The following is a 23,836-nucleotide window of genomic DNA, read 5'->3' as shown; positions in this document are numbered from 1 at the left end:
GCCGTCTGCTTTCAGTTCCAGGGGATCACTGCAACATAATTTCCGGAACGCAGCGGCGCATCAAATTTATCAGTAAAGGCGTCGATCATTGCTGAATAAGCAATGCTGTCTGACGGCACAGGTGCATTGCTTTGCATACTCACTTTCAGAACCTGCTTTGCTCCTTTCGCTGACGGGTATACCTCGACATCCAGCTGTCGCATATAGTGCATCTGCGACATCGTCTCAGTGCCTATTACCCCATCGACTGGCTTGTAGTCATAGTCAGTATGCAATTCGCCATGCTTGTCAGTTCTCGTTGTCTTTTTATCTACAACGTAGCCTGTCACCCCAGTAAGAAGCTGCTCGCTATACTGCATGTTCTCCTGTGAGCTGCTGATTCGGAACCTGAGCACATAATCTGGCTGGTGAGTGGAAATAATGACTCCTTTTTTTGCTAATCCATCAGCAAAACGGCCTGAAAACATTCTGGACTGAATACTTTCGTCCGGAGGGACTATCTGAAACCTTTTATTTGTAACAGGACGAGGCATTAGATCGTACGCATCTACCTGGTTTGCGAAATGATATCCGCATCCACTCAAAAGCATTGCGGTTGTGAGTATAAAGCCCTGCCTAATCATCCTTTAATCTCCAAAAAGCATTGTTTCACGAATAATTCCGATTTACCGGGCCAGTATAATCCATCGCAGGTTAATAACTAACAGGCTGAAAAGCATAAAGGTAGCTATGTCTAAAGAATTTTATTTAAAACCGATGGCCACGATTTTAATTTCTGCGGTTATTGCTACCGCTGCCTCGGCGTTAATCACGGCAACTTATTTTAAACCGAAGGTGCTCAGTGAGGAAGAAATTGGCAAAATTGCCGCTACTTACCTGGTAAAAAATCCCCATTATTTAGTGGAAGCAGGTAAGGCGCTGGAAAATCAGAACGTGAGTGCCTCAGTGGAACGAATAATTCCATATGCGCCAGCTCTGCTGGATACCAAGGAGACGCCAAACATCGGCCCTGATGACGCCGACGTCGCGGTAATCGAGTTCTTCGACTATCAGTGTATTTACTGCATGCGGGTTACACCTGTTGTTGAATCGGTAATGAATCAGAGCAAAGATGTAAAATTCTTCTTTAAAGAATTCCCGATTTTTGCCGGTTCAAAACCTGTATCTGCCATGGGGGCCGCTACGGGTCTGCACGTCTATCAGAATTTCGGTGCTGAAGCCTATCGTAAGTACCACAACAACCTGATGGCTGTGGCTCATACCTTCATGACCTCTCAACGCAAATTCGAACTCACTGACTTTAATACTGTGGTGGAAAAGTCAGGGTTTAACAGCACGTTTTCTGACAGGGAAAAAAACCGGTATGAAAACGTGATCTCCGGCAATATGCAGCTGGGCGAAGCGCTCGGGATCACCGGCACACCCGGTTTCATCATTATGAATATGAAAAAGCCGAATGCGGCGACTACCACATTTATCCCCGGGGCTATGGACGCAGCAACTTTGCAGGGCGCAATCGAAAAAGCTCGCGGGGCCTAAAGTTACTTTCACATTTGATGAGTACGGCCATGCCGGTCATGGCCGCTACGCTTTTACAACGAGTAATTCATCCCAGCGGGTCGTATATCTCGGTGATAGCATGGCCTGCTTCATACGAAAATCCTGTTGAATGCCTTCCCCCAGTAAAAACAGAGCTCCGCGCTTTTCTTTATTGAACCGGTCCATAACTTTCATCAGTGCCTGACTGCCAGGCCTGGCCGGGCGAGTATCAAACAGGCTGAGTTGCTCTGTGCCGTCAGTCATAGCGGAGAGCATTACCCCTGCTTTCGCATACGCTATCCCGGGTCTGTAAATGCGGTTCAGGATGGTCATGGCTGCATCAACCAGATCGCGGGTGTCCTGTGTAGCGGTAAGCGGCTCGATACCACAATTGCTGTAGCGGTTTTCACCTTGCGCATAATTGCTACTCTGAATGAAGACTGTGATTTGACGGGTCCACGAGCCATCCTTGCGCAGCTGCTCTGCCGCCCGGGCGGTAAAAAATGAAACTGCCTCATGTAGCTTGCCTATCTCATTAAGGCGCTGACCAAAACTTCTGGAAACGATAATCTGTTGCCTGACAGGAGGAGACTCGTGCAGCCGGAAACATGGTTCGCCATGCAGTTCCCGCCAGGTACGCTCGATTTCAACGCCAAAGCTTTTACGTAAAAAGCGAACGTCGCTATTATAAAAATCACCGGCAGTGATGATCCCGAAAGCCGACAGGCGTTCACTAATCTTTCGACCAATACCCCATATTTCTCTGGTACTGATCAGGCTCAGGAGCTTCCTGATCCTGGCCTGATCAGTCAAAACTACAACCCCGCCTGTAGCTGCCCATCGTTTGCTCGCATAGGTGCATAATTTAGCGAGGGTTTTGGTGCTTGAACAACCCACACCACAGGTAAGGGACAGATTATGAAGAAGTGTACTTCTGATCAACCGGCCGTAATCTTCATAATCTATTATCTTGTTCATGTTTTTCAATAACATGAAATTTTCATCTATGCTATATCGACTCGATTGAGGCGCGAAGCTTTCCAGCGTTTCATGGAAGCGATTTGAGTAGTCTTCATACAAAGTAAAGTTAGAGCTCCTGACTTCGATCCGGTGTTGCTGAATCAAATCCCTGCACTTAAAAATTGGGGTCCCACGCTTAATACCAACGCTTTTAGCCAGTTTATTCATTGCAATGACGGACGAATCGTTATTGCTGGCTATGATGAGCGGCTTTTTTGACAGCTTGGGATCCATCGCACACTCAAATGCCGCATAGGCTCCGTTAATATCAACGTGCATGTACATGGCTGAACTGATTCAGTGCAAAGGTGACGACGCCCCATATCTCAAGGGATTCAGGATTTACACGTATCGGCTTATAGGCTGGATTAGAAGGCATCAAAAGCAGCTCAGGATACGTGTGTAAGATCTTTACCGTAAACTCTCCATCCACCAGCGCAACGACGATAGAGCCGTGTCGTGCTGTTAAAGACCGATCCACAACCAGTATTGCTCCATCATTGATACCGGCATTGATCATACTGAGGCCCGCCGCCCTGACAAAGAAGGTTGAGGGGCGGTTGCGGACTACATATTCATGCAAATTTAATTCATTATCTTCATGCCCGGCGCACGGACTCATCACTCCACAGCTTAGTAAATCACTGAAAAAAGGTGCCATTTCGTAAGGCTTGTTGCTAATGTGCTCAAGGATAACAGACATAGCTACACTCGAATTCTTGTACTGTATGTATAAACAGTATTGCGAGTTGAAGAGAAAAGATCAAATCTCTCCGGTAACGCTATCAAGCCTGACGAAAAATTAAGCTTTATCATAAACATCAAAAACCATCTTTTACCGATAATGGCGAGCTGGCCTACGAAGAAGGTATACAAGCTAGGATGAAAGGATTCTGATGCTCCTCCCACCAAATTTTTTATCTCCTGAAGACCAGGCTGAGTACGATGCTTATATGGCAAGGTTCAGCGAGGTAAATCACTATTATGAGCATTGCACTGTCCCCGTGATTGACTGGTTTTTTAAACAAGCAACCGAGGCGCTGCATCATGGTCTATGGTTACCGGCCTGTACGAGCTTTCTGAATGGGATCGAAACATCACTCAGGGTTACGCTGAAGTTGAAATCAACTGTTAACGTTCAGCAGTCAGTTCCTGTACTGGTGGACTTAGATGGTACGTCAGTAATGAGTAACGCTTTAATGCGAAAGGCTAAGCAGGAAGGGATGCCGATAGAATTACTGTCATTTCCAGCCGAGAAGAATATGTTGGCAAAGATAGACGCTGGTAAAAAACCTGAAGCAGATATCGTCAGGCTTAGAAATAGTCTATGCCATGGCAACATTCTGGAGTTCATTATGAGTGTTAAAGTCGGTTCTCCAGATCCCATACGAATTTTTACTCCTGGTAACTGCTGTGGTTTAGCGCTTTTACTTTCGGCCTTATCGAAGAAATGGACGGTAGGCTTGCATCAATACTGGATCGACAACAATCTGACGTCCTGCTGAAACCTCATAAATCATGCCTACTAAAGTCACGTGCAAAAAAACGTTGTAGCATGATATGTTTAAAGTCAAAACAGTGGGTTCTATGTTTTGACGGCAAACATGATATAACTAATACTTCATAAGTAGATATCAATAGTCATAATGGAGTGAACTATGAAATTAAAAAATATTCTGCTGTGTGCGATGATGTCAGTCGCTTTTGGCTCCTCTGCTAATACTACACATAAAGTTGAAAACGAACCTATCCCAAACATTATTCTTGATGGTAAGGTTGATGATATTTGTAAAGATGCAAGCATCCGAACTGAACTTAATCATGATAAAGCAAAGGAACTGGTAACCACCAACCTGAAGCAGGCATTACCATTAAATACGGTACCGGATAAGTTGGATGAAGTTGCAGAAGCCTTTGTAAACCGCGACAAAGGCGCTTCAGAAACAGCAGACCATTGCCTTGTTAATGTACGTAATAAATACTGGGAAATGTATCCCTCTGAAGATAAGTAGCATTTATTATTAAAGGCTTCACTTAAGAAGCCTTTTTTAACCCTTTGCGAAACCTGCTTTAAAAGCAATGCGCTATTCATATCTAAGAATCTATTTAATTAATGAATAATAGTGGACGGATTCATTTCTAGTGAATGCCGAAGTTGGTGTTTTTTGAGTTATTAGACGGTAAGTGCAATCTGGTATGATTCACCTAACATACGAATCTGGAAGGAAAGGTATATGGGTGACCTGGTCAGCAAAAATAACATTGACCGTTTAGAGCGATTTCATTCTTTGCTGGCGGGTCAGTACTGGACGTCCACTGACAGCATCCCTGAAGAGGGTATTGTGGCAGGGGATACGCTGCTCATTACGTCTTTGCGTTACGTTGAAGATAAGCTGCACACAGTGATTCTACGCGCCCATCCCCGCGTTTACGGTCAGACTGTAGCTATTGTCACTGAAGACAGCAGCGGCAACCGTAGGGAACGTGGCAAAGAAATGCGAGAGCATCGCTTCCTGGTTAAGGATTTTCTGTCCAGTTTTGTATTTGAACCCGACCATAAGGTAATCCGGGATGCTGAACTCAGACAAGCTCAGGAAGAAGTGAATAGCCTACAGGCATCGCTTACAGCCCTCGTGAGCGATGCTCAGGGGCTCCGTGACCTTGCGATTGAGCAATTAGGTACAGATGACCGTGAAAACCCTGTGACGGGCCTTAGCGTTGCGTTAGTGCCCCCACAAGAGCAGCAGGCGGTAACCTCACTGGCGATTGGATCAGTTCAAAATGCTCTGTCCTCTGGTATTTCAGATACCCGCATTGAACAAATCAGAGAAGCGGCCTTAAAAGAAGGGCAGATCAGCACAGCCATCAGCAAAATCATCACACAACGAACGCAGGCAATCGCTAATGCCAGCAAAAGAATGCTGCCCTATTTCGAGGAAGTTGCAGCGGCAAGTCTGGCCACTACAGAAGAAGCCATGGAATATGTGAAGAAAATCCACGATGGCGTTGGCAGTCTGGAACTGTATACCGGCAAAGACGTTGAGGTAGTGAATATCGTGAAGGGTGAATCCGCTCCATCACACCTCCCGCTCCAGGTCGTTCAGGCAAAGCTGATGGTGGATGAAGAGCTGGCCGTATGGTGCGATCTCGATAGCTGGTTCGACTTCTCTGATATGGAAAAATTTCATGAAACTTTACGAACCAGCCCCGGGCTGGTGGAGCAGATTTTTCCGTCCGAACGTTCCATCGTATGTATGGCCACAACACGACGTTATATCGATTACCGCGATCCCTGGGAAAATCATGTCCGCAATGACAGGAACCGGGTTGTATTCCTTCTGGTCCGGGACGGTCAAAATATTCATCAGGTTTACTCTTCGGTAGAAAGCCATCTTGGGGCTTCGCAGCTATTCCCTTCCGCCAGCGAACAGGAAGCACATTTCCAGGGGATTGATGGCAGCACCATAAAGTTTGAGGACGTCAGTTATACCGACCGACTGAAGCAGCATGATCTTATGGCACTTCACTACCGTCGTTTCCTGATCCTTATCTGCGGCCTCGATCACCGGCTCAAACTATTTGGTGATTTCTATGATACCAATACCCCTTACAGTTTTCTGAGCCTTGAGTTCCAGGAACGGTACTTCCAATTTCTGCACGACAAAGACGGTTCTGGCCTTTTGGGTATGGCTGAGACACGGCCGTCTCTGCAAAGTTATCTTGAACAGGCAAACTCATGCCTTCAGTCCGGATCCCGGGTAATGTGCAACTGGGATTCGTTGATGAACCCAGTGACAGCACCAGGAGCAGTTCAGGAAGACAACAGCTACTCTGGCTATAAATGGCTTGGGAGAACCCATAAAAACTATGAGCCGGTTATTGCATTCCGTCAGGGAGACGATATCTGTGTCAACGCAACAGTAAACAGATACTCAACGGATCGAGATTTCAATTGTAAGGTGAATTTGTCTTTATTTAAGGAGTCCAGCAGGAATGATGCTGAACTGGGTTTCCTGTGCATGGATACCATTAAAGCGGAGGAGCTCGAATGGTACATTCACAGACGTAAATTCAGGTCTAATCACCTGTTTTACATTCGCTTCTTCAAGATGGCTTTAAATTATATTCGTGCCGAGCGTGAGGCAGAAGAACCTTACCGGCAGATGCTGAGCCAGGCTCTGGCCGATGGAAATATTGGCCAGCCTAATCTGAGATCAGAGTTGATAGATCGATGCATTGTAGCCTGGCGAGCTGATAACAGGGGGGCGACGCTGGAAGCTGCCATGAGTACAGAGAAGGGCTCCAAAGAGCTCCTGAACCAGCTCTATATGCTCGCTGATGTGGGGCTCAAACATCTTCCCGGGGTTCGTAATTTTATTAGCAGCAAAGGCTATGAGCTGGTCAGGTTATCGGTAAATGCTTCAGGGAAACTTGTTGCATATGCCGCACCAGCAAATTTTGAATGCGACAACCGGATGGAAGGGCATGCCTGGGTTCATCGAATGGTACTTGCTACATCCCGAAATGTCTTAAACGTCACTCATCAACGTTTTGCGAAAATGAAACACTTCTTACCAGCTGAAAACACCCTGTTCGAAGATGAACAGCTGGTGGCCACATGGTCGGGCAAAAAGACTGCTTTCAAAAGCTTCGAAGAGAAGCAGCGTTATTTTGATACATGCTCCCGTGGCGCTCAGGCTCTTAAGCAGTTTTTAAAGCTGAACGATCCGGTGATTTACACCAATCTGCTTGGCCAGTGGATTGAGGCCTATGAAAGTATCAATGAAACCAGTGAGTACGTACAGCAAGTAAGCCTAATGGCTCCTGTTGCGGTCAAGAGCGAAAAAGGTAAAGCCAGCCTCATCTATATTGGCACTAAAGACCTGGCCGACTGGTTTTATCAGAAAGCGCCGACACCCGAGTTGCAGGCGCTGTTCCTTGAGGAATACCTGTCCAAATTTGAAAATAAAGAGGTCAATAAAGAAAAGCTACTTTCACGCAGAAATACCGCTCTGTCTCTCAGTTTTTACACCATGGACAACGGGGAAGTACCAGATGAAATCCTCGTCACCAAATCAGTTGATAATGCCAGACGGTGGTATTCAGGAATGTTCACAAGCATGCCAACGATGTTAAATGACCAGTGGTCCTGCCATGTTGCGCATTTTTCCCGTAACGGAAAACTCTATTTGACGCCTGATCTGGTCACTGATGAAGGGGAACCTGGTTTTGATGAAATACTCGGGTATCCGCGCCCGGAGGGGCTGGTACCGGTAACCGTGTGTGAGTTTGAAATTGACCACTTTAACCGACGTGGCATTGATGCGAATGGTGATAAGGTGAATATTACACAGTGGGTCGATATTTATCAGGGTGAGCGTGAGGTTACGGAACTGCTGGGGCCTATTTCTGAAGAAGGGGTGAACATCAAAACCTACAGGATGGACACTCTTGAGCAGGCGATGAAAAACATCTCCCGGGGCTCGACGCGCCTCAGACCGTCAACGGAGAATAGCGAGTGGCAACAGCCAGCAGAAGGTGTGAGCCGCTATGTACTTCGGTCATGGTAAAACGCGGGGGCAGGTGCCATCAAAACATCAAACAAAAAGCCATTACAGGCTCAAAGACCCCTTATCGCTCAAATTTGAAAGAGATAAGGCTTTATGATGGCAACGAGGATTATCACCCATCTCGCCGGAGTAACTGGCATAAAAATTGTTTAATCTTTATGCCAGCGCTTCGGCATTTGCTGGCAAGGAGACAGTGTTGAAAGACCATATCGTACCCCCACGAAAAACTAGCGCGAGTTTATCTTATCAACTCAAACGTATTGGGCGCATGCTCCTTCTTTTACTGAGCTTGGCTTTTATAGTTTACGGATTCGTACTGGCTTTCCATCCGCCGCTAACAACCTGGCTACTTCAACCCGGTGGACACTTTGCCCCAGATGACCGATTCATACTGGTTAGTGTTAAGGTTCAGTTTACAACCGGAATAATGGGGCTAATTGTTTGGCGCTTATGGTAAAAGTGGCAAGCAATGATGGGAGAAGGATAACGTTGCTCAGCTCAATCCGGTTTACTGATTGCTTAAATAGAAGGCAGTCATGCCTACATCAGAAAGGAGAAGCATAGATGGTAGAAGCACGTTATCAAGGCAAGCCTGTTAGCAGTCTTCCTGAAGAAGCTTTTGCTGAAGGGTTATCGCGATCCGGTTTAAGCCCCGTTCTGCTACTGGCATCCCCGACCACAGTACCCGTTACCACGGATGAGCGCTGGTGGCTCGCAAAGGAAAACGTGTCAGGACATTACGGCAGGATTTTTTATGCTGCGGTGCGGGAGTTGGTCATAAGGTCGGATATCATCTCAGTAGTGAGAAGTATTGCAGATGAGAATTTCACGTCCGAACATATGGGGTACTTCGAGCGACTTACCTCTGATGAAAAAGAAGTCGTGTTTAGTGATTACCTGCGCACTCTCGCTGAAGGCGGTCTTACCTGCACTGAGAAGAATCTCGTCAAACTGACGCAAGATTTATACCCGATTGATGCAACTCCTGACAACATTAGAAAGCTATCCACGGACAGGGATGCACTGAACGAACTACACATCGATGGTATGGTACTTTTTATTACCGGCCCTGCGCTTTGATTATGGAGATAATACATGCGGTGTTATCCCTGTTAAGGGTTAAGGTAACATTCTTCTAGAATTACAGAAAAATAGAGGTCTAACATGATAGTAAATAAAAACAGGTTTATGCATAAAAACGGGAAAAGGTTTAAGTCCATCGGAAGGTATTTAAGATTTTGGCAAGCAGTAGCGTCCTCTGGTTTACCCATGGACATGGTAATACGGGAAAAACCATATCAACTTATGGTCGCTTTGATTGCTTTATATACGGCCATCCCTGTTGTTACAATAGTAATTTTATCTGGTCAGCAATCGCATAAGTTGGAACTAATTGCTGTGCATTTCAGTACAATTATCACGATGGTGTTTGTTTTGCGTCGAAAGATGGGGAAACGTTGGCTGGATTTATTTGAAGAAAAATTAGCCATTTATAAACCTAATGATAAACTCGCGCTTAGCGAATTACACGAAAGCATACGTGAGAAAAATGGGCTAGACTTGCAGGATTTACAAGATTGGTACTGGAAAGAGAAGATGACATATGAGTATCACAAAGAACGTAAAACAACTATAAGCTATCAAAAATTCAAGTAGCGTTTTAAAATGACAGGGGAGGGCTATTGTGATTTATTAAGTCGGCAAGGTTATTAGGTAGGGGTGTTCAATATGATAAATTCTTCGAGTGAGGTTATTTCAAGAGTTGTTCTGGGCCTTTGAGATAGCTAATTATCATTACAGACTTTATCGAAAGGTATGAATTATGAACATTACCGACAAAGAACTTAGCTCAAATACAGTGAGACAGTATGGATGGAACTTAGGAGAGTTCAATCACTCAACGCCTTTTACATCTCATTTTATTTATATCACCGACTATCATAAAGATAATACATGGATGATTTCACTTTCGCAGGAGGATTTTAATACAACCAAAATTTTAACATCGTTAAGTCTAGGGAAGGTGCGAACAAGTTCCTGATATGAGATCATCATATTCATCCGGAGCGCATCCCAGAGGGACATCATGAGCCATTAACTCACCTTCGCCGATAGTGAATTCAGCACTAAGCGCCGTCAGACCCGAAAAGAGATTTTCCTCTCCCGCATGGAGCAGATTCTGCCATGGCAGAATATGACCGCTGTCATCGAGCCGTTTTATCCCAAGGCGGGCAATGGCCGACGGCCCTATCCGCTGGAGACCATGCTGCGTATTCACTGCATGCAGCATTGGTACAACCTGAGCGACGGTGCCATGGAAGATGCCCTGTACGAAATCGCCTCCATGCGCCTGTTTGCCCGATTATCCCTGGATAGCGCCCTGCCGGATCGCACCACCATCATGAATTTCCGCCACCTGCTCGAGCAGCATCAACTGGCCCGTCAATTGTTCAAGACCATCAATCGCTGGCTGGCCGAAGCAGGCGTCATGATGACCCAAGGCACTTTGGTGGATGCCACCATCATTGAGGCACCCAGCTCTAGCAAGAACAAAGAGCAGCAACGCGATCCGGAGATGCATCAGACCAAGAAAGGCAATCAGTGGCACTTTGGCATGAAGGCCCACATTGGTGTCGATGCCAAGAGTGGCCTGACCCACAGCCTAGTCACCACCGCGGCCAACGAGCATGACCTCAATCAGCTGGGTAATCTGCTTCATGGAGAGGAGCAATTTGTCTCAGCCGATGCCGGCTACCAAGGAGCGCCACAGCGCGAGGAGCTGGCCGAGGTGGATGTGGACTGGCTGATCGCCGAGCGTCCCGGCAAGGTAAAAACCTTGAAGCAGCATCCGCGCAAGAACAAAACGGCCATCAACATCGAATACATGAAAGCCAGCATCCGTGCCAAGGTGGAGCACCCGTTTCGCATCATCAAGCGGCAGTTCGGCTTCGTGAAAGCCAGATACAAGGGGCTGCTGAAAAACGATAACCAACTGGCGATGTTATTCACCCTGGCCAACCTGTTTCGGGTGGACCAAATGATACGTCAGTGGGAGAGATCTCAGTAAAAACCGGAAATAACGCCAGAAATGGTGGAAAAAATAGCCTAAATAGGCTGATTCGATGTGTTTGCGGGAAAAAAATCGGCCCAGATCCGCGAAATTTTAATCAGCGAGTCAGCTTGGGAAGAAATGACCTGCTTATTCGCACCTTCCCTAGATGCCTGTGTATCCATGCTCGGAAAGATACTAAAAAAAATGTCTAACAAAAACGGTATCTCACAAACGGAAGAATCTGAATTCGCATTTCTTTTAACAAACTATATTAAACAGACTTTGACTTTTAGAGAATGGCAACGCAATGCTGACGGAAATCAACGACTGCACTTTCTTATTAATATCTACGGTGCAAAAGAAGACGGTGGCGAAGTGGTTTTAAGACCATTTATTGTAAATCCTGATGAATTAATGCTTACTCCAGCGGATGTCGTTGAATTTAATTCGCAGGTTATCAACGTTGATCGGCAGCGTCATCCTGAGTGGTTCCGTTAACTGGTCACAAGGGTTAAGAGCCTGAAAGGCTGCGATAGTGTATACGCAGCCTATTCTGTATAGCCGTCGCGTAATAATTGTTCTAAATGACTATCGACCGTTTCCTGATCACCAGGAATATATCGTGGCCATCCTGTTATATCGTTGACGCGTTTCACTATGTATGGATGAAACCCAAACTGCTCGGAAGTGATGTCAATATAATATTGCACTTCTTCGAAGTTCAATTCACACCAATAATGGCCAAAGCCACCACTCTCTGTAAATATACCGCCATCATCTGCACCGTTACCCCCACGAACAACAGCATCTAGACCTTTAGTTTTTGCTAAATAACATACAAGATAGCTTGCAAAAAGGCATGTGCCTTTCGTCTTCTTTGTGCCGCACTCCGTCAAAACTGAAAGTAGCTTTTCATGCGCCACTCGTGCAATGCCTGATACCAATTCCGGGGACATGTCTGCTCCAATGAAATTATTAGATCGACTTAAACAGGTAATATGTAATTAGGCATTACGATAAGTCGTGCCCTATTGGTTGGTACATCGTAAGAAAAGTAACTTTTCTAATCCCAGCCTGCACTCCGGGAATGCTTCTAACCTGAATAAATCACGGGGGCAGTGCTGGATACTTGTCAACTGTATTTGGATTCACAGGCTAACTATTTTTATACAGTTTAAGTGAATAAAACTTACTTAAAGCAGCGAACCACGCCGAAAGTGTAATGAGGAATACCGCCAATTCATCAGAACCATTTTTGATAGCACTGAGTAGAGCGATTAGTCCAAGGAACACCGAAAGAAAGACTAGTATTGCGGGTAAAAGTTTATACATGATAGACGTTCCTTTTAAAGGTTCAGATAGGTAGACCAACGCAGATAACGTCGGAATTGCCTGTTGTAAGATTACGCTCATTTAATTATTTTTATAACCTATGAATCCGCGTATAATTTCATTTGTAGTAATCTTCGTAATATATATCTGATAGACATTGATCTTTTTAATGTCTTGTTGACTCACAACACCATATAAGCAACTCTTAGATTGGTTTAACACAGCGCTTCCACTAACTCCATTTTGATAAAAAGCAGTCAAACCATCAGAACCAACTATTCCTTTATAATAGTAGGTTGAGTCGGGGGAAGCATACGTATTTGAAAGCGTATTATACATTCCCGATAGAACCCAAACAGACTCACCTGGAGCTAGAACATTATCACATACTGGAAGCTTCCAATTAGGTGGGGCTTTGACAATAGTATTTTTTTCTACTTTTAAAAGAGCGAGGTCCCGGTTCTTAGGATCATCAATATTGATAACTGTTGCTGGTTGGCTCCCATTCCTTGTTATTATACTTAGACTATAATCCTTGCTTGCATCAAGCCATAAATGTGAAGCTGTAAGAATATGTTGTTCATCGATCCAAGTACCTGAGCCGGAGATTGTCTTATTTCCAGACTTGATTTGAATTTTTACAGCTGAGTCCGAAAGCTCAAAATCATTGTGGTGCATACTTTGTTTATGAGGATTATCGGTGGAACAAGCAGAAATCAGTAAGGCTGAAAGAGCTAAAACCTTTCTATACATAGTCAGTTTCCTTCGAATAAGGCGAGTTTGGTTTCTAGAATATTTTATCCAGCGAGGAATTCTTCTAACGTGCTATCTTGGTACTGGGGATATATCTGCTTCATCATGCCAAAAGCAGCAACCGCTACGCTTTCTAAGTCGGAATAGAATTTAGGCTCCGTATTAAGATCATCACCATTCTTCAGAACGCCCTCGAAGCAGCTATAATCATTTCCGAACTCTTGAACAATAATCCAGCGCCCATCACGGAAACCTACGAGCATAACCGCTGAATTAGGATAGTCGCCAGCAGGCGTTAGCCAATCAAAGTGATAGTGCTTTATCGTATCATATTTCAGATGTACATTCATTATTCCTCCGTTGGCGATTACATTATTTGAGTTTTTTCATGGACTCTAAAGAAGCGAGGTAGGAATTATAGCGATCACCAAATTTTTCTTTCGCACGCTTAACGCGCATTTTCTCCGCGAGCTCAGTCTTGTTTTCTGCCTGGTAGGTCCTATTATTTTGCGTCTTTACTTCGGCCCCTGGGCCTGCTGCGTACGTTTTGTTTTTCTCGCTAATACACGCTCGGCATTTACTCTTGAGGCCAAACTTGCCCTTGAGCTCTTTTCCAAACTGTTCAAAGGGTTTAACTTGCTGACATGATTTGCATTTTTTAAAGCCCGGGGGGAGGTAGGTGTCAGCCATGAGCTGCTCCAGTAGGTATTGATTATAGGTGATTTTAACTTAAAGACGACGTCACTTTCAAATAAATCGACTACTTAACGCTGATCTTACATAATCCTGATTATGCGCACTTAAGTTGTTAGAACCATTTAGTAATGTCACTTTTTATCCAGATAGAAACGTCACCTTAGAGTAAGCTAAACTGAATGCAATTCTAAGGGGCTCAACGCATGTTGGTGACCATGTCAGATAAAGAGATCCACCGCCTACCGGTGATACAGGCAGTTTGTGAAAAGCGTCTACGCCGTCGTGATGCAGCATCACAGCTTGGCATTTCAGAACGTCAGGCGCAACGACTTATCAATCGTTACCGAGTTTCTGGTGCTGAAGGACTTGTCAGCCGCAAACGCGGCCAGCCCAGCAACCGCCGGTTGACCGAATCTCTCAAACTACGAGTACTCACGCTGATACGTGAAAACTACAGTGACTTTGGGCCCACACTGGCCGCAGAAAAACTCAGAGAGCGCCATAATATCCGGCTTTCAATCGAGACCGTCCGCAACTGGATGACGTCTGACGGACTCTGGGTCCCGCATGCTCGCCGTAAGTCACGGGTTTATCAACCCCGACATCGGCGTGATTGTCTGGGTGAACTTATCCAGATCGACGGCTCCCACCATGACTGGTTTGAAGGCCGTGCGCCAAAATGCTGCCTGCTGGTCTTTATCGATGATGCCACCGGGCGTCTGATGCATTTGCGGTTCAGCGAGTCAGAAACAGCCTTTGACTACATGCTGGCAACCCGGGAATACATCGAGCAGCATGGGAAGCCGGTATCGCTGTACAGTGACAAACACGCAATATTTCGCGTCAGTGGTCCGGAGAAACGCAATACCACCGTTACCCAGTTCGGACGTGTGCTTTATGACCTGGCAATCGAGCTTATTTGTGCCAACAGCTCTGAAGCTAAAGGCCGCGTGGAACGTGCGAATCAGACACTTCAGGATCGGCTGATCAAAGAAATGCGTCTGGAAGGTATAACCGGCATTGAGGCCGCAAATGCCTGGCTTGCCACTTTCATCGCTGACTTTAACAGCCGGTTTTCACGACCGGCTAAGTTCCCCAAAGATTTGCATCGTCCGGTGCAGGAAAGCCCCGATGAATTAAGAGACATCTTTGCCTGGCATGATGTTCGTACCGTGTCGAAATCACTGACCTTCCAGTACGATAAGATCCTTTATCTCATGGACACCACAGAAGAAAATAGCCGTCTTGCCGGTGAAAAAATTAAAGTACTGGATTATCCCGATGGCACCCTCGCCTTCCTCTATGGGCACCGGAGCCTTAAGTGCCAGGCATTTGATAAGCTGGCCTGTGTCGACCAGGGGCAGATTGTTGATAACAAACGTCTCGGGACTGTACTCCGACTGGCTCAGGTAAAACAGGATGAGCGGGAAAGCGAAGGCAAACGGGAACGAAGCAAAAAATCGCCCAGCCGTAAGGCTCAGGTGCGCATCCAGGAACAGCTCCGGGCTATCAATCCCGTTCTGGCAGACCCGAGCTTGTTTGTGGCAAGTTCAAAGCGATAGAATCGACCATCAGTGCTGCAAAGTACCGGAACAGTGAGTCCCCAAAAGGATACTTGAGATGATTAAATTCCCGACTACAAAGCGCGTTGATTTGTATAAAACTGCTGTCAGCTCTGAGCAATTACATCTAGATCTGGTTGCGGCTCAGGAGTTCATGTTCGATGCCTGGGAAAATGATGACCTGGAAGTTGTGCTGAAACTCATCAGAAAAGCTATCAAGAAATCCCCGCTCTGTGCTGACGCATACTCATTCTACTGCGAGATATCTCAAGAACCTCCTGAGTCAAAAATCGGGAAGCTGGAGACTGCTTTGTACGCAGCCAGCATTGCACTTGGCGAGGATTTTCAGGAGTTCGCAGGACGTTTCTGGGGATTTGTCGAAACACGTCCATATATGAGAGCAAAAGCAGCTTTGGCTGAGGCCTTATGGGAGTCTGGTAATTTTTATCCGGCTATGGCTCATAGCCGCGAAATGCTGAAGCTCAACCCGAACGATAACCAGGGGATTCGTCATTTATTAGCGAACTATTACCTTGAGCTTGAAATGGTGGATGATCTGGCCTTGCTACTGGACGATTATCCTGGGGATATGCGTTCGTTTTTTCAGTATACACGCGCCCTACTCGCCTACCGACAGTCATCCCCGGATGCCGATGATATCGCTAAAGCTGCGATTGATTCTAATAGACACATCCCCGGCTTGTTATCGAAGTGCAGATTACAGATCAAGTCTAACAGTGGATATATCACGTTAGGTGGAATGGATGAAGCCATTTATTATGTGAATCATAATATAAAGCCTTGGATTCGCACCTCTGGCGCAATTGATTGGATTGTAAATAATTCATTAAGTAAAATATAAGGATTTAGTTTTAATGTTTAATCTAATTATGGGCGGAGAACCTGACTATTTTGAACATTGGCCCATGTATGAACGGGTTAGTGGGAGTTGTGATTTTCCTATATCACGTATGTTAGAAGGCACCTCTGATGACATCCGGTTGAAGTTAACGCCTTTGAATGATAAAGCATTATCTTATATTGAGAAATTACCTACGCTTTTTATGTCAGAACTTTATTCCCGAGACAATGTTGAATACATTACTTTGCGACTTGGTGTAATTTCAAATCTACGAACAGTTAACAAAAATGTTGAGTTTGATTTCAGAATCACTCACTCACAAGATGATGTCGTAGTGATAAACAAAGAGTTATATCAAACAGCTTTAGAATTAGGTGCATATGGGCTGAAACGGACTCACTGGGGAATAAAAGCACGTGATTTAAATCAAACATTAGCACTTCTAAATATAACGACAAGAAGTACACCACTTCCTCCTACTGAAGCACTTCCTGATGAAGTTGATAACTACCCAATAATAGATAATGTTCAAAGTTTCATGGCGCGTGTTTTAGAACAAGATCATGAAGAAGATGCAGAAATATTTTATCGTGGACATTCTGATGTATCTTACGAGTTGGCTCCATCAGTTTTCAGGAAAAACAAAAAAGGTAACTTCAAGCATTTGCACAGTGAATCAAATTTAGTCCGTGAAGCCCTAACAGCAAGGCCAACTGAGTTTGTTGATGATAAAACAATGCTAGACAAGTTAGTAAGGATGCAACACTACGGACTACCAACTCGTTTGTTGGATATAACATCAAATCCACTAATCGCTCTGTATTTCGCTTGTTGCGACATTAGTAATAATGAAAATACAAATGAGGTTGATGGACATGTTATTATTTTCAAAACAAAAAGGGATCGTATAAAATTCTTTGACTCTGATACAGTAAGTTGCATATCAAATATATCAATGCTAAGTCAAACACTGAAAGATCAGCTGGATTGTAAAATGGACAAGGAGGCTTTCAATAAAACTGAAGCTTGTCAAAAACTCATACATTACATTAAAGATGAAAAACCTTATTTTAAAGATGTAATTATACCATCAGATTTGGAAAGGTTAATTTTCGTTAAAGGAAGAAATAATAATGAAAGGATGTCATCACAGTCAGGTGCATTCTTATTATTTGGGAATAATGCTGTTTATCCCGATTTAGTTTCAAACCCTGATGATGCTATGCAAGAGTTTAAAGTAGAAAAAATAGTGATCAGAAACAAAGCTAGAATACTTAAGGAACTCGCAAGGTTAAACATTACAGATGCGACAGTTTATCAAGGCATGGAAAGGACAATGAAACTAATTGCGGCCAAATTTTCCGCAGGAGATTGATCTTCATGTGGTTTTTTGACACACTAGCCTGTCGCTACTGGCATTGGTCCCTTGTATGCTAAGCATATGAACTCTGGTGTGTGTTGGACAGGAGCAATTAACCAGTCGTATAGTAAAATTTGAATGTAAAAATATAAAACAAGGAGTTGAGAATGAACCCCATTACTTTGAGTGAAATGAGTGATGAAGATGAAGAGGTAAAAATCATTTCTTCATATGAACCTCAAGATGATGAGATTGCGATCGTTTTTGATAGTTCAAAAATTACTGGAGGTAATGCACTGGATTTTTTCCAGTTCACCAAGCAATCACATTCTAATGTTAAAGTGTACGGAGATTCTAATGGTGTTTCGTACCTGCAATTAAACAGTATAACGTTAGCGTTAGGCACTTTCTTTGCCACATCAGTAATGATACCTTTTTTAGTAAATCTTGTTTCAAATTATATTCAGAAAAAAATTGATAACTTTGGAACTAGAGATATAGACGTTAAAGTCTCTATAATTAAAAAAAATAAATCAGGAAAACATGTGAAATACACTGTTTCTGGAAAAGTAGACGATGTTTTAAAAGTAATTAACAAAATCAAATAAAAATCTATATAGATATTATGAATATTCACGAAAAGTTAAAGCGTTGGATGTGTATTACTCAAGAAGATAGTGCTATTCTTGATTATCTTAATGCTGAGTTAAAAAAAGCTCAATCCTTGAGCTTGAATAATGAATCAAACAGATTGTTTTTATACAAAACAATTTTACTAGCCCATTTAAAATATATTCAAGTCATTAATTTACTTACAAGAGGTGATTTTTATGAAGCATGGGTAGAACTTGAAAGGATAGAAATAGATTTAATACATATTAAAGAAAATAATGAGTTTCTGCCTGAGGTTAATTTCTATGGTGTTAACTTCTTAGCGAGAATGGTATGTAATTGGCAGGCGTTATTCCCATATAAAATCTTCGGTAGTTCTCGTGAAATAATAAAAGAAGTGAAATGTTCAGTATGTAATACAACCCGTAGTTTTATTAATGATTGTGGTCATGTTAAAAATAAACTTTATAATGGAGTTCTTTGCTTTGATGAAGTGATCGATTTTGAATTAATTACTTATGACATAGTTAGTAATCCCGTTAACAAATGTAGTGTTTTTTTCTCCAATGATGGTGATCATTATAACTATTCAACTTTAATTAGTGTTGTCAAATACATACAATCCCCACATCAAATTTTCAATATTACGACCTGGAGATTTAAGGCGAAAGAACATGATGGAGTATTATCGCCAGAAAATATTTGTCCATGTGGAGATTCTTTAAAAAAATATGCAGATTGTTGTTTGCCACGTAATGGTATTTATAAAAAACATATAGATATTTGGTTTCCCTTCCCGTTGAATGTAGAACCTATTTAGAACCAGATATTCAATAACTAAAGATCCCGTTGACACAGATATTTCCATATTAAGATGTTTTCGTTATATTTTTATTCCAGTCTTTCATATTTAACTTTTGCTTTATTAATTGGTTGAGTGGGATAACGCAGCAGTCACATTAATATGATTACATAGGCTGAAAGTGCCCTTTCTATCTTGCACAAAGAGGTGACATTTTAAACTTGCTTTGACATAAGTTGTAGTAGCAAAGTTGTAATGTCCGATAATGGCTAAGTTAAGATGTCCGGCGTGTATAATCAAGTAAGGATTACCATGACGGCTCTCGCAGCGGAGTTTTTCACATTGGATGAAGTTAACCGACTCAAAATCATTCAGGATGTCATCGACCGGCGTCTGACAACACAAATGGCAGCTCAGCGGCTTGGTATCTCCGACCGTCAGTGCCGTCGTCTGCTTGCGCGTTATCGTGAAGATGGTCCGATTGGCATGACCAGCCGCCGTCGTGGTAAATCCAGTAACAACCAGTTGCCTCAGGGACTGGCCGCATACGCGCTGAACATTATTCGCGAACGCTATAACGATTTCGGTCCGACGCTGGCCTGTGAAAAACTGTCTGAGGTGCACGGTGTTCATCTTTCCAAAGAAACCGTCCGTAAGCTGATGACTCAGGCCAGTCTGTGGGTCCCACGTAAGCAACGTGCGCCAAAAATTCAGCAACCTCGTTACCGCCGTGCCTGTGCCGGTGAACTCATACAAATCGACGGCTGCGACCACCACTGGTTTGAAAATCGGGGACCTAAGTGTACGGCACTGGTTTACGTTGATGACGCAACCAGTCGTTTAATGCAGCTTCTTTTCGTGAAATCTGAGTCTACTTTCACCTATTTTGAAGCGACCCGGGGCTATATTGAAAAACATGGCAAACCGCTTGCGCTGTACAGCGACAAAGCCAGCGTATTCAGGATCAACAATAAAAATGCAACCGGCGGCGACGGCGATACCCAGTTTGGCCGTGCGATGCATGAACTGAACATTCAGACCATTTGTGCAGAAACCAGTGCTGCCAAAGGCCGCGTTGAACGGGCGCACCTGACGCTTCAGGACCGACTGGTCAAGGAGCTCAGGCTCCAGGGCATCAGTTCCATGGAAGCTGCGAACGCATTTGCCGAAGAGTTCATGAACGATTACAACCGTCGTTTCGCAAAAGCGCCTCGCCAGGCGTTTGATGTTCATCGGGAACTGGATGTCGATGACGATCTTGATATGGTATTTAACTGGCGTGAAGCTCGTAAAGTGTCGAAATCACTCACAGTGCAATACGACAAAGTCCTTTATCTGATTGAAGACAGCGAATTCAGTCGTCGGGCGATTGGTAAATACATCGATGTCTGGCATTACCCGGATGGACATAAAGAGCTCCGGCTTAATGGCGTATCACTTCCCTACTCCACCTATGACAAGCTTTCTGAAATCGATCAGGGGGCCATTGTGGATAACAAACGTCTGGGGCGGGCCCTGGAAATGGCGCAGCTGGTCCAGGCCGAGCGGGATAATAACCGGTCGCAATCCGTACCATCCGGAGACGGCCCTTCTCGCAGGCGTAAAGCTCCCACGACGAAGAAATCCCAGCGTTCCCTGGATCAGGACGATATGTTCAATGCCCTGGTGAAACTTCAGTCACGCTCTGAAGAGATATTTGGGAAGAAACCGATTTAAAGCCCGGTAATCCATCCGGGCATGCCTGGCTGTCAGATTTTGGCCTGATTGACCCGTGCCGCGAGCTCCTGATGACTCTCTTTCCTTTCGCTGTAGCGGTCGGACAGGTAGGCTGTGTGCCCTTTCAGGAGTAACGTCATTTTGAACAACTCTTCGGTAACGTCGACAATCCTGTCATACCAGGGTGAGGGTTTCATGCGCCCTTCATCATCAAATTCCTGCCATGCCTTTGGCACTGACGACTGATTGGGGATGGTGAACATCCGCATCCAGCGGCCAAGTATCCGCATCTGATTGACCGTGTTAAACGACTGTGAACCACCACAAACCTGCATGACGGCCAGCGTTTTACCCTGGGAAGGACGAACAGCACCTTCACTCAGGGGTATCCAGTCAATCTGGGCCTTCATCACCGAGCTCATGGCGCCATGTCTTTCCGGAGAACTCCAGACCATTCCGTCACACCACCTGACCAGCTCGCGGAGTTCAAGCACTTTGGGGTGACTTTCGGGCGCATCATCGGGTAACGGCAGACCGGATGGGTTAAATATTTTCACCTCAGCCCCCATCTTTGCCAGCAACCGCCCGGCCTCTTCCGCTGCAAAACGACTGTAGGACCGCTCTCGTACTGAACCGTACAGGATGAGAATTCGCGGCATGGTTTCGTTGTTGCCCGTAAGTTTGCTGGCAAGCGCATCATCAAAATAAGCCGGTTCGATTGCTGGTAAGTCGGTCATAAAAAATCTCCATTTCATAAGCTATGCTTTAAAAGTTATCACATATGAAATACCATATGTATTGTTATTTTTTTACGAGGTTAAGCATGCTACAGCCTGTTCAGCTTTTTAAACTGCTCGCCGACGAGACCCGTTCAACTATCGTGATGCTTCTCAGGGAGTCCGGTGAAATGTGCGTCTGTGACATCTGTGCGGCAACCGCAGAGTCTCAGCCAAAAATTTCTCGCCATATGGCCCTTTTACGTGAAGCCGAGCTGGTCATCGACCGTCGCGAAGGAAAATGGGTGCATTACCGACTGTCGCCACACATGCCAGCATGGGCTGCGGGTATTATTGATACAGCCTGGAACTGTGAACGAGAAAACATACGCAACAAGCTCAGTAGCGTGGCATCTGTCTCCTGCTGATGGCGATATATATATCCGAATAAACAAATGTGAATGGAGTTTCTGATGTTACTGGCTGGTGCTATCTTTTTATTCACGCTCGTCCTGGTTATCTGGCAACCCAGAGGGCTGGGGATTGGCTGGAGTGCCTCACTGGGCGCAATTCTGGCATTGCTGACTGGCGTCGTTCATCTGGGGGATATTCCGGTGGTCTGGCAGATAGTGTGGAATGCGACCGCCACCTTTATCGCCGTGATCATCATCAGTCTTCTGCTCGACGAATCCGGCTTCTTTGAATGGGCCGCGCTGCACGTTGCCCGTTGGGGGAATGGCCGGGGGCGGCTGCTCTTCACCTGGATCGTCCTGCTTGGTGCGATGGTTGCGGCACTGTTTGCCAACGACGGTGCGGCACTGATCCTGACACCTATCGTTATCGCGATGCTGCTGGCGCTGGGATTCAGCCGGGGAGCAACCTTAGCGTTTATCATGGCCGCAGGGTTTATCGCTGACACGGCAAGCCTGCCACTGATTGTCTCAAACCTGGTGAATATCGTCTCGGCGGATTTCTTTAAGCTTGGTTTCTCAGAATATGCCGCCGTGATGGTCCCGGTTAACCTGGCCGCGATTGCGGCTACGCTGGTGATGCTGCATCTGTTTTTCCGTAAGGACATTCCCGCCGTTTACGACGTTTCTCTGTTGAAAGAACCGAAAGACGCTATACGTGATGTGAATACCTTTAAAACCGGCTGGCTGGTTCTGGTGTTGCTTCTGGTGGGATTCTTCGGACTGGAGCCGCTGGGCGTACCGGTCAGTTTGGTCGCAGCCGCTGGTGCATTGCTTCTGTTTGCTGTTGCGAAAAAAGGGCATGCCATTAACACCGGTAAGGTGCTGCGTGGTGCGCCCTGGCAAATCGTTATCTTCTCGCTGGGGATGTACCTGGTGGTCTACGGCTTACGAAATGCCGGTCTGACCCACTATCTCTCTTCCTTGCTGAATCAGCTGGCAGAGCAGGGATTGTGGGCGGCAACGCTGGGTACGGGCTTCCTGACGGCCTTCCTGTCATCAGTGATGAACAATATGCCGACCGTGCTGGTCGGGGCGCTGTCGATTGATGGCAGCACAGCGACCGGTGTTATCAAAGAAGCGATGATTTACGCCAACGTCATCGGCAGCGACCTGGGGCCAAAAATTACCCCTATCGGCAGTCTGGCAACGTTACTGTGGCTGCACGTTCTGTCGCAGAAAAATATCAAAATTACCTGGGGATATTACTTCCGGGTGGGCATTGTCATGACAATCCCCGTGCTGTTTGTCACGCTTGCAGCACTGGCGCTTCGTCTGTCTTTCACTTTGTAATGAGATACTGATATGAGCAACATTACCATTTATCACAACCCGGCCTGCGGCACGTCACGCAATACCCTTGAAATGATCCGCAACAGCGGTACAGAGCCGACCGTTATTCATTATCTTGAAACCCCACCATCACGAGCTGAGCTGGTAAAACTCATTGCGGATATGGGGATCACGGTACGAGCGCTGCTGCGTAAGAATGTCGAACCTTTTGAAGCGTTAGGGCTGGCGGAAGACCGCTTTACTGACGAGCAGTTAATCGATTTTATGTTGCAGCACCCTGTTCTGATCAATCGCCCTATCGTGGTAACGCCGCTGGGTACCCGGCTATGCCGCCCTTCTGAAGTCGTGCTGGATATTCTTCCCGATGCGCAGAAAAGCGCGTTCACGAAAGAGGACGGTGAGAAGGTAGTTGATGAAAAAGGTAACCGGCTGAACTAAACGTGTTCTTGTGACGAAGGGCGAGAGAACTCGCCCTTTTTTA

At 45.3% G+C, this 23,836-nt stretch carries 26 protein-coding genes; 18 read left to right on the top strand and 8 right to left on the bottom strand.

The window, feature by feature from the left end; genetic code table 11:
- Positions 1-11: 11 nt before the first annotated feature.
- Positions 12-359 carry a hypothetical protein gene (locus ACMWKA_RS21865; RefSeq protein WP_121343843.1) on the bottom strand — a complete coding sequence of 116 codons (348 nt, stop codon included), beginning with the start codon at positions 357-359 and terminating at the stop codon, positions 12-14.
- A gap of 370 nt (positions 360-729) precedes the next feature.
- Here ACMWKA_RS21865 and ACMWKA_RS21860 point away from each other — a divergent pair, with 370 nt between their 5' ends.
- Positions 730-1,539: a DsbA family protein gene (locus ACMWKA_RS21860; RefSeq protein WP_000031378.1), complete on the top strand. Its 810-nt coding sequence runs from the start codon at positions 730-732 to the stop codon at positions 1,537-1,539.
- A 45-nt stretch (positions 1,540-1,584) separates the two neighbouring features.
- Here the strand turns inward: ACMWKA_RS21860 and umuC are convergent, their stop codons facing one another.
- Positions 1,585-2,838, bottom strand: a complete 1,254-nt coding sequence (gene umuC / locus ACMWKA_RS21855; RefSeq protein ID WP_001371894.1) for a translesion error-prone DNA polymerase V subunit UmuC — start codon at positions 2,836-2,838, stop codon at positions 1,585-1,587.
- Positions 2,828-3,262, bottom strand: coding sequence for a translesion error-prone DNA polymerase V autoproteolytic subunit (gene umuD / locus ACMWKA_RS21850; RefSeq protein WP_000111290.1), 435 nt, complete (start codon positions 3,260-3,262; stop codon positions 2,828-2,830). The genes umuC and umuD overlap by 11 nt, the downstream gene beginning before the upstream one ends.
- A 193-nt stretch (positions 3,263-3,455) precedes the next feature.
- Between umuD and ACMWKA_RS21845 the strand changes: the two genes are divergently transcribed.
- The 8 genes from ACMWKA_RS21845 to ACMWKA_RS21810 all read left to right on the top strand — a co-directional run bounded on the left by ACMWKA_RS21845 (position 3,456) and on the right by ACMWKA_RS21810 (position 11,679).
- Complete coding sequence (locus ACMWKA_RS21845) at positions 3,456-4,064, top strand: hypothetical protein (protein ID WP_000926374.1); 609 nt, start codon at positions 3,456-3,458, stop codon at positions 4,062-4,064.
- Between the two features lie 153 nt (positions 4,065-4,217).
- A complete protein-coding gene (locus ACMWKA_RS21840) occupies positions 4,218-4,571 on the top strand; it encodes a hypothetical protein (RefSeq protein ID WP_000769182.1) in 354 nt (117 codons plus the stop codon).
- 222 nt (positions 4,572-4,793) lie between these two features.
- Positions 4,794-8,129 carry a hypothetical protein gene (locus ACMWKA_RS21835; protein ID WP_000502666.1) on the top strand — a complete coding sequence of 1,112 codons (3,336 nt, stop codon included), beginning with the start codon at positions 4,794-4,796 and terminating at the stop codon, positions 8,127-8,129.
- Positions 8,130-8,693: 564 nt separating this feature from the next.
- The gene (locus ACMWKA_RS21830; RefSeq protein ID WP_000228894.1) at positions 8,694-9,209 is read left to right on the top strand and encodes a hypothetical protein; all 516 of its coding nucleotides are present in this window, start codon (positions 8,694-8,696) and stop codon (positions 9,207-9,209) included.
- 84 nt (positions 9,210-9,293) lie between these two features.
- Complete coding sequence (locus ACMWKA_RS21825; protein WP_000636790.1) at positions 9,294-9,785, top strand: hypothetical protein; 492 nt, start codon at positions 9,294-9,296, stop codon at positions 9,783-9,785.
- A gap of 496 nt (positions 9,786-10,281) precedes the next feature.
- Positions 10,282-11,196: an IS5 family transposase gene (locus ACMWKA_RS21820; protein ID WP_100185530.1), complete on the top strand. Its 915-nt coding sequence runs from the start codon at positions 10,282-10,284 to the stop codon at positions 11,194-11,196.
- Complete coding sequence (locus tag ACMWKA_RS21815; RefSeq protein WP_122966916.1) at positions 11,178-11,393, top strand: hypothetical protein; 216 nt, start codon at positions 11,178-11,180, stop codon at positions 11,391-11,393. The genes ACMWKA_RS21820 and ACMWKA_RS21815 overlap by 19 nt, the downstream gene beginning before the upstream one ends.
- On the top strand, positions 11,290-11,679 hold the full coding sequence (locus ACMWKA_RS21810) for a hypothetical protein (RefSeq protein ID WP_236689843.1): 390 nt from the start codon (positions 11,290-11,292) through the stop codon (positions 11,677-11,679). The genes ACMWKA_RS21815 and ACMWKA_RS21810 overlap by 104 nt, the downstream gene beginning before the upstream one ends.
- A 50-nt stretch (positions 11,680-11,729) precedes the next feature.
- On the opposite strand, the gene ACMWKA_RS21805 is transcribed toward ACMWKA_RS21810, so the two are convergent.
- The 4 genes from ACMWKA_RS21805 to ACMWKA_RS21790 all read right to left on the bottom strand — a co-directional run bounded on the left by ACMWKA_RS21805 (position 11,730) and on the right by ACMWKA_RS21790 (position 13,956).
- Positions 11,730-12,137, bottom strand: coding sequence for a hypothetical protein (locus ACMWKA_RS21805; RefSeq protein ID WP_001371904.1), 408 nt, complete (start codon positions 12,135-12,137; stop codon positions 11,730-11,732).
- A 457-nt stretch (positions 12,138-12,594) separates the two neighbouring features.
- Positions 12,595-13,266, bottom strand: coding sequence for a S1 family peptidase (locus tag ACMWKA_RS21800; protein WP_000285959.1), 672 nt, complete (start codon positions 13,264-13,266; stop codon positions 12,595-12,597).
- A gap of 44 nt (positions 13,267-13,310) precedes the next feature.
- Positions 13,311-13,616, bottom strand: a complete 306-nt coding sequence (locus tag ACMWKA_RS21795) for a hypothetical protein (RefSeq protein WP_001100610.1) — start codon at positions 13,614-13,616, stop codon at positions 13,311-13,313.
- A gap of 22 nt (positions 13,617-13,638) precedes the next feature.
- Positions 13,639-13,956, bottom strand: coding sequence for a hypothetical protein (locus ACMWKA_RS21790; protein WP_000785965.1), 318 nt, complete (start codon positions 13,954-13,956; stop codon positions 13,639-13,641).
- Positions 13,957-14,177: 221 nt separating this feature from the next.
- Here ACMWKA_RS21790 and ACMWKA_RS21785 point away from each other — a divergent pair, with 221 nt between their 5' ends.
- The 6 genes from ACMWKA_RS21785 to ACMWKA_RS21760 all read left to right on the top strand — a co-directional run bounded on the left by ACMWKA_RS21785 (position 14,178) and on the right by ACMWKA_RS21760 (position 20,876).
- Positions 14,178-15,524: an ISNCY-like element ISLad2 family transposase gene (locus ACMWKA_RS21785; RefSeq protein WP_076611902.1), complete on the top strand. Its 1,347-nt coding sequence runs from the start codon at positions 14,178-14,180 to the stop codon at positions 15,522-15,524.
- Between the two features lie 58 nt (positions 15,525-15,582).
- Positions 15,583-16,386: a hypothetical protein gene (locus tag ACMWKA_RS21780; protein WP_000589340.1), complete on the top strand. Its 804-nt coding sequence runs from the start codon at positions 15,583-15,585 to the stop codon at positions 16,384-16,386.
- Positions 16,387-16,399: 13 nt separating this feature from the next.
- Complete coding sequence (locus tag ACMWKA_RS21775) at positions 16,400-17,761, top strand: FRG domain-containing protein (protein WP_000482601.1); 1,362 nt, start codon at positions 16,400-16,402, stop codon at positions 17,759-17,761.
- A gap of 152 nt (positions 17,762-17,913) precedes the next feature.
- Positions 17,914-18,354 (top strand): hypothetical protein, encoded by a 441-nt coding sequence (locus ACMWKA_RS21770; protein ID WP_016239970.1) that lies wholly within the window; start codon positions 17,914-17,916, stop codon positions 18,352-18,354.
- A gap of 17 nt (positions 18,355-18,371) precedes the next feature.
- Complete coding sequence (locus ACMWKA_RS21765; protein ID WP_016239971.1) at positions 18,372-19,178, top strand: hypothetical protein; 807 nt, start codon at positions 18,372-18,374, stop codon at positions 19,176-19,178.
- 294 nt (positions 19,179-19,472) lie between these two features.
- The gene (locus ACMWKA_RS21760) at positions 19,473-20,876 is read left to right on the top strand and encodes an ISNCY family transposase (RefSeq protein ID WP_000125668.1); all 1,404 of its coding nucleotides are present in this window, start codon (positions 19,473-19,475) and stop codon (positions 20,874-20,876) included.
- 32 nt (positions 20,877-20,908) lie between these two features.
- Here the strand turns inward: ACMWKA_RS21760 and arsH are convergent, their stop codons facing one another.
- Positions 20,909-21,613 carry an arsenical resistance protein ArsH gene (arsH, locus tag ACMWKA_RS21755; protein WP_000130816.1) on the bottom strand — a complete coding sequence of 235 codons (705 nt, stop codon included), beginning with the start codon at positions 21,611-21,613 and terminating at the stop codon, positions 20,909-20,911.
- A gap of 86 nt (positions 21,614-21,699) precedes the next feature.
- On the opposite strand from arsH, the gene ACMWKA_RS21750 reads away from it, so the two are divergent.
- The 3 genes from ACMWKA_RS21750 to arsC are packed head-to-tail and all read left to right on the top strand — an operon-like array spanning position 21,700 to position 23,793.
- Positions 21,700-22,020 carry a transcriptional regulator gene (locus ACMWKA_RS21750; protein ID WP_000941305.1) on the top strand — a complete coding sequence of 107 codons (321 nt, stop codon included), beginning with the start codon at positions 21,700-21,702 and terminating at the stop codon, positions 22,018-22,020.
- 45 nt (positions 22,021-22,065) lie between these two features.
- On the top strand, positions 22,066-23,355 hold the full coding sequence (locus ACMWKA_RS21745) for an arsenic transporter (protein ID WP_000922628.1): 1,290 nt from the start codon (positions 22,066-22,068) through the stop codon (positions 23,353-23,355).
- A gap of 12 nt (positions 23,356-23,367) precedes the next feature.
- Positions 23,368-23,793, top strand: coding sequence for a glutaredoxin-dependent arsenate reductase (gene arsC, locus ACMWKA_RS21740; protein WP_000065802.1), 426 nt, complete (start codon positions 23,368-23,370; stop codon positions 23,791-23,793).
- The last annotated feature ends 43 nt before the right edge of the window (positions 23,794-23,836 follow it).

Source organism: Enterobacter sp. 03-F-07-AD-ECC, from assembly GCF_047530935.1.
GTDB lineage: Bacteria > Pseudomonadota > Gammaproteobacteria > Enterobacterales > Enterobacteriaceae > Enterobacter > Enterobacter cloacae.
The sequence above is the reverse complement of the archived record's forward strand: the minus strand, read 5'-3'. Positions and strand labels throughout refer to the sequence as shown.

Coding starts and splice junctions, on each gene's coding strand:
- ACMWKA_RS21780 (WP_000589340.1), top strand. CDS start 15,583: ATGATTAAATTCCCGACTACAAAGCGCGTTGATTTGTATAAAACTGCT.
- ACMWKA_RS21845 (WP_000926374.1), top strand. CDS start 3,456: ATGCTCCTCCCACCAAATTTTTTATCTCCTGAAGACCAGGCTGAGTAC.
- arsH (WP_000130816.1), bottom strand. CDS start 21,613: ATGACCGACTTACCAGCAATCGAACCGGCTTATTTTGATGATGCGCTT.
- umuD (WP_000111290.1), bottom strand. CDS start 3,262: ATGTCTGTTATCCTTGAGCACATTAGCAACAAGCCTTACGAAATGGCA.
- ACMWKA_RS21805 (WP_001371904.1), bottom strand. CDS start 12,137: ATGTCCCCGGAATTGGTATCAGGCATTGCACGAGTGGCGCATGAAAAG.
- ACMWKA_RS21800 (WP_000285959.1), bottom strand. CDS start 13,266: ATGTATAGAAAGGTTTTAGCTCTTTCAGCCTTACTGATTTCTGCTTGT.
- ACMWKA_RS21790 (WP_000785965.1), bottom strand. CDS start 13,956: ATGGCTGACACCTACCTCCCCCCGGGCTTTAAAAAATGCAAATCATGT.
- ACMWKA_RS21860 (WP_000031378.1), top strand. CDS start 730: ATGTCTAAAGAATTTTATTTAAAACCGATGGCCACGATTTTAATTTCT.
- ACMWKA_RS21760 (WP_000125668.1), top strand. CDS start 19,473: ATGACGGCTCTCGCAGCGGAGTTTTTCACATTGGATGAAGTTAACCGA.
- arsC (WP_000065802.1), top strand. CDS start 23,368: ATGAGCAACATTACCATTTATCACAACCCGGCCTGCGGCACGTCACGC.
- ACMWKA_RS21770 (WP_016239970.1), top strand. CDS start 17,914: ATGAACCCCATTACTTTGAGTGAAATGAGTGATGAAGATGAAGAGGTA.
- ACMWKA_RS21835 (WP_000502666.1), top strand. CDS start 4,794: ATGGGTGACCTGGTCAGCAAAAATAACATTGACCGTTTAGAGCGATTT.
- ACMWKA_RS21775 (WP_000482601.1), top strand. CDS start 16,400: ATGTTTAATCTAATTATGGGCGGAGAACCTGACTATTTTGAACATTGG.
- ACMWKA_RS21865 (WP_121343843.1), bottom strand. CDS start 359: ATGCAGTATAGCGAGCAGCTTCTTACTGGGGTGACAGGCTACGTTGTA.
- ACMWKA_RS21840 (WP_000769182.1), top strand. CDS start 4,218: ATGAAATTAAAAAATATTCTGCTGTGTGCGATGATGTCAGTCGCTTTT.
- ACMWKA_RS21825 (WP_000636790.1), top strand. CDS start 9,294: ATGATAGTAAATAAAAACAGGTTTATGCATAAAAACGGGAAAAGGTTT.
- ACMWKA_RS21795 (WP_001100610.1), bottom strand. CDS start 13,616: ATGAATGTACATCTGAAATATGATACGATAAAGCACTATCACTTTGAT.
- ACMWKA_RS21750 (WP_000941305.1), top strand. CDS start 21,700: ATGCTACAGCCTGTTCAGCTTTTTAAACTGCTCGCCGACGAGACCCGT.
- ACMWKA_RS21785 (WP_076611902.1), top strand. CDS start 14,178: ATGTCAGATAAAGAGATCCACCGCCTACCGGTGATACAGGCAGTTTGT.
- umuC (WP_001371894.1), bottom strand. CDS start 2,838: ATGCACGTTGATATTAACGGAGCCTATGCGGCATTTGAGTGTGCGATG.
- ACMWKA_RS21745 (WP_000922628.1), top strand. CDS start 22,066: ATGTTACTGGCTGGTGCTATCTTTTTATTCACGCTCGTCCTGGTTATC.
- ACMWKA_RS21830 (WP_000228894.1), top strand. CDS start 8,694: ATGGTAGAAGCACGTTATCAAGGCAAGCCTGTTAGCAGTCTTCCTGAA.
- ACMWKA_RS21765 (WP_016239971.1), top strand. CDS start 18,372: ATGAATATTCACGAAAAGTTAAAGCGTTGGATGTGTATTACTCAAGAA.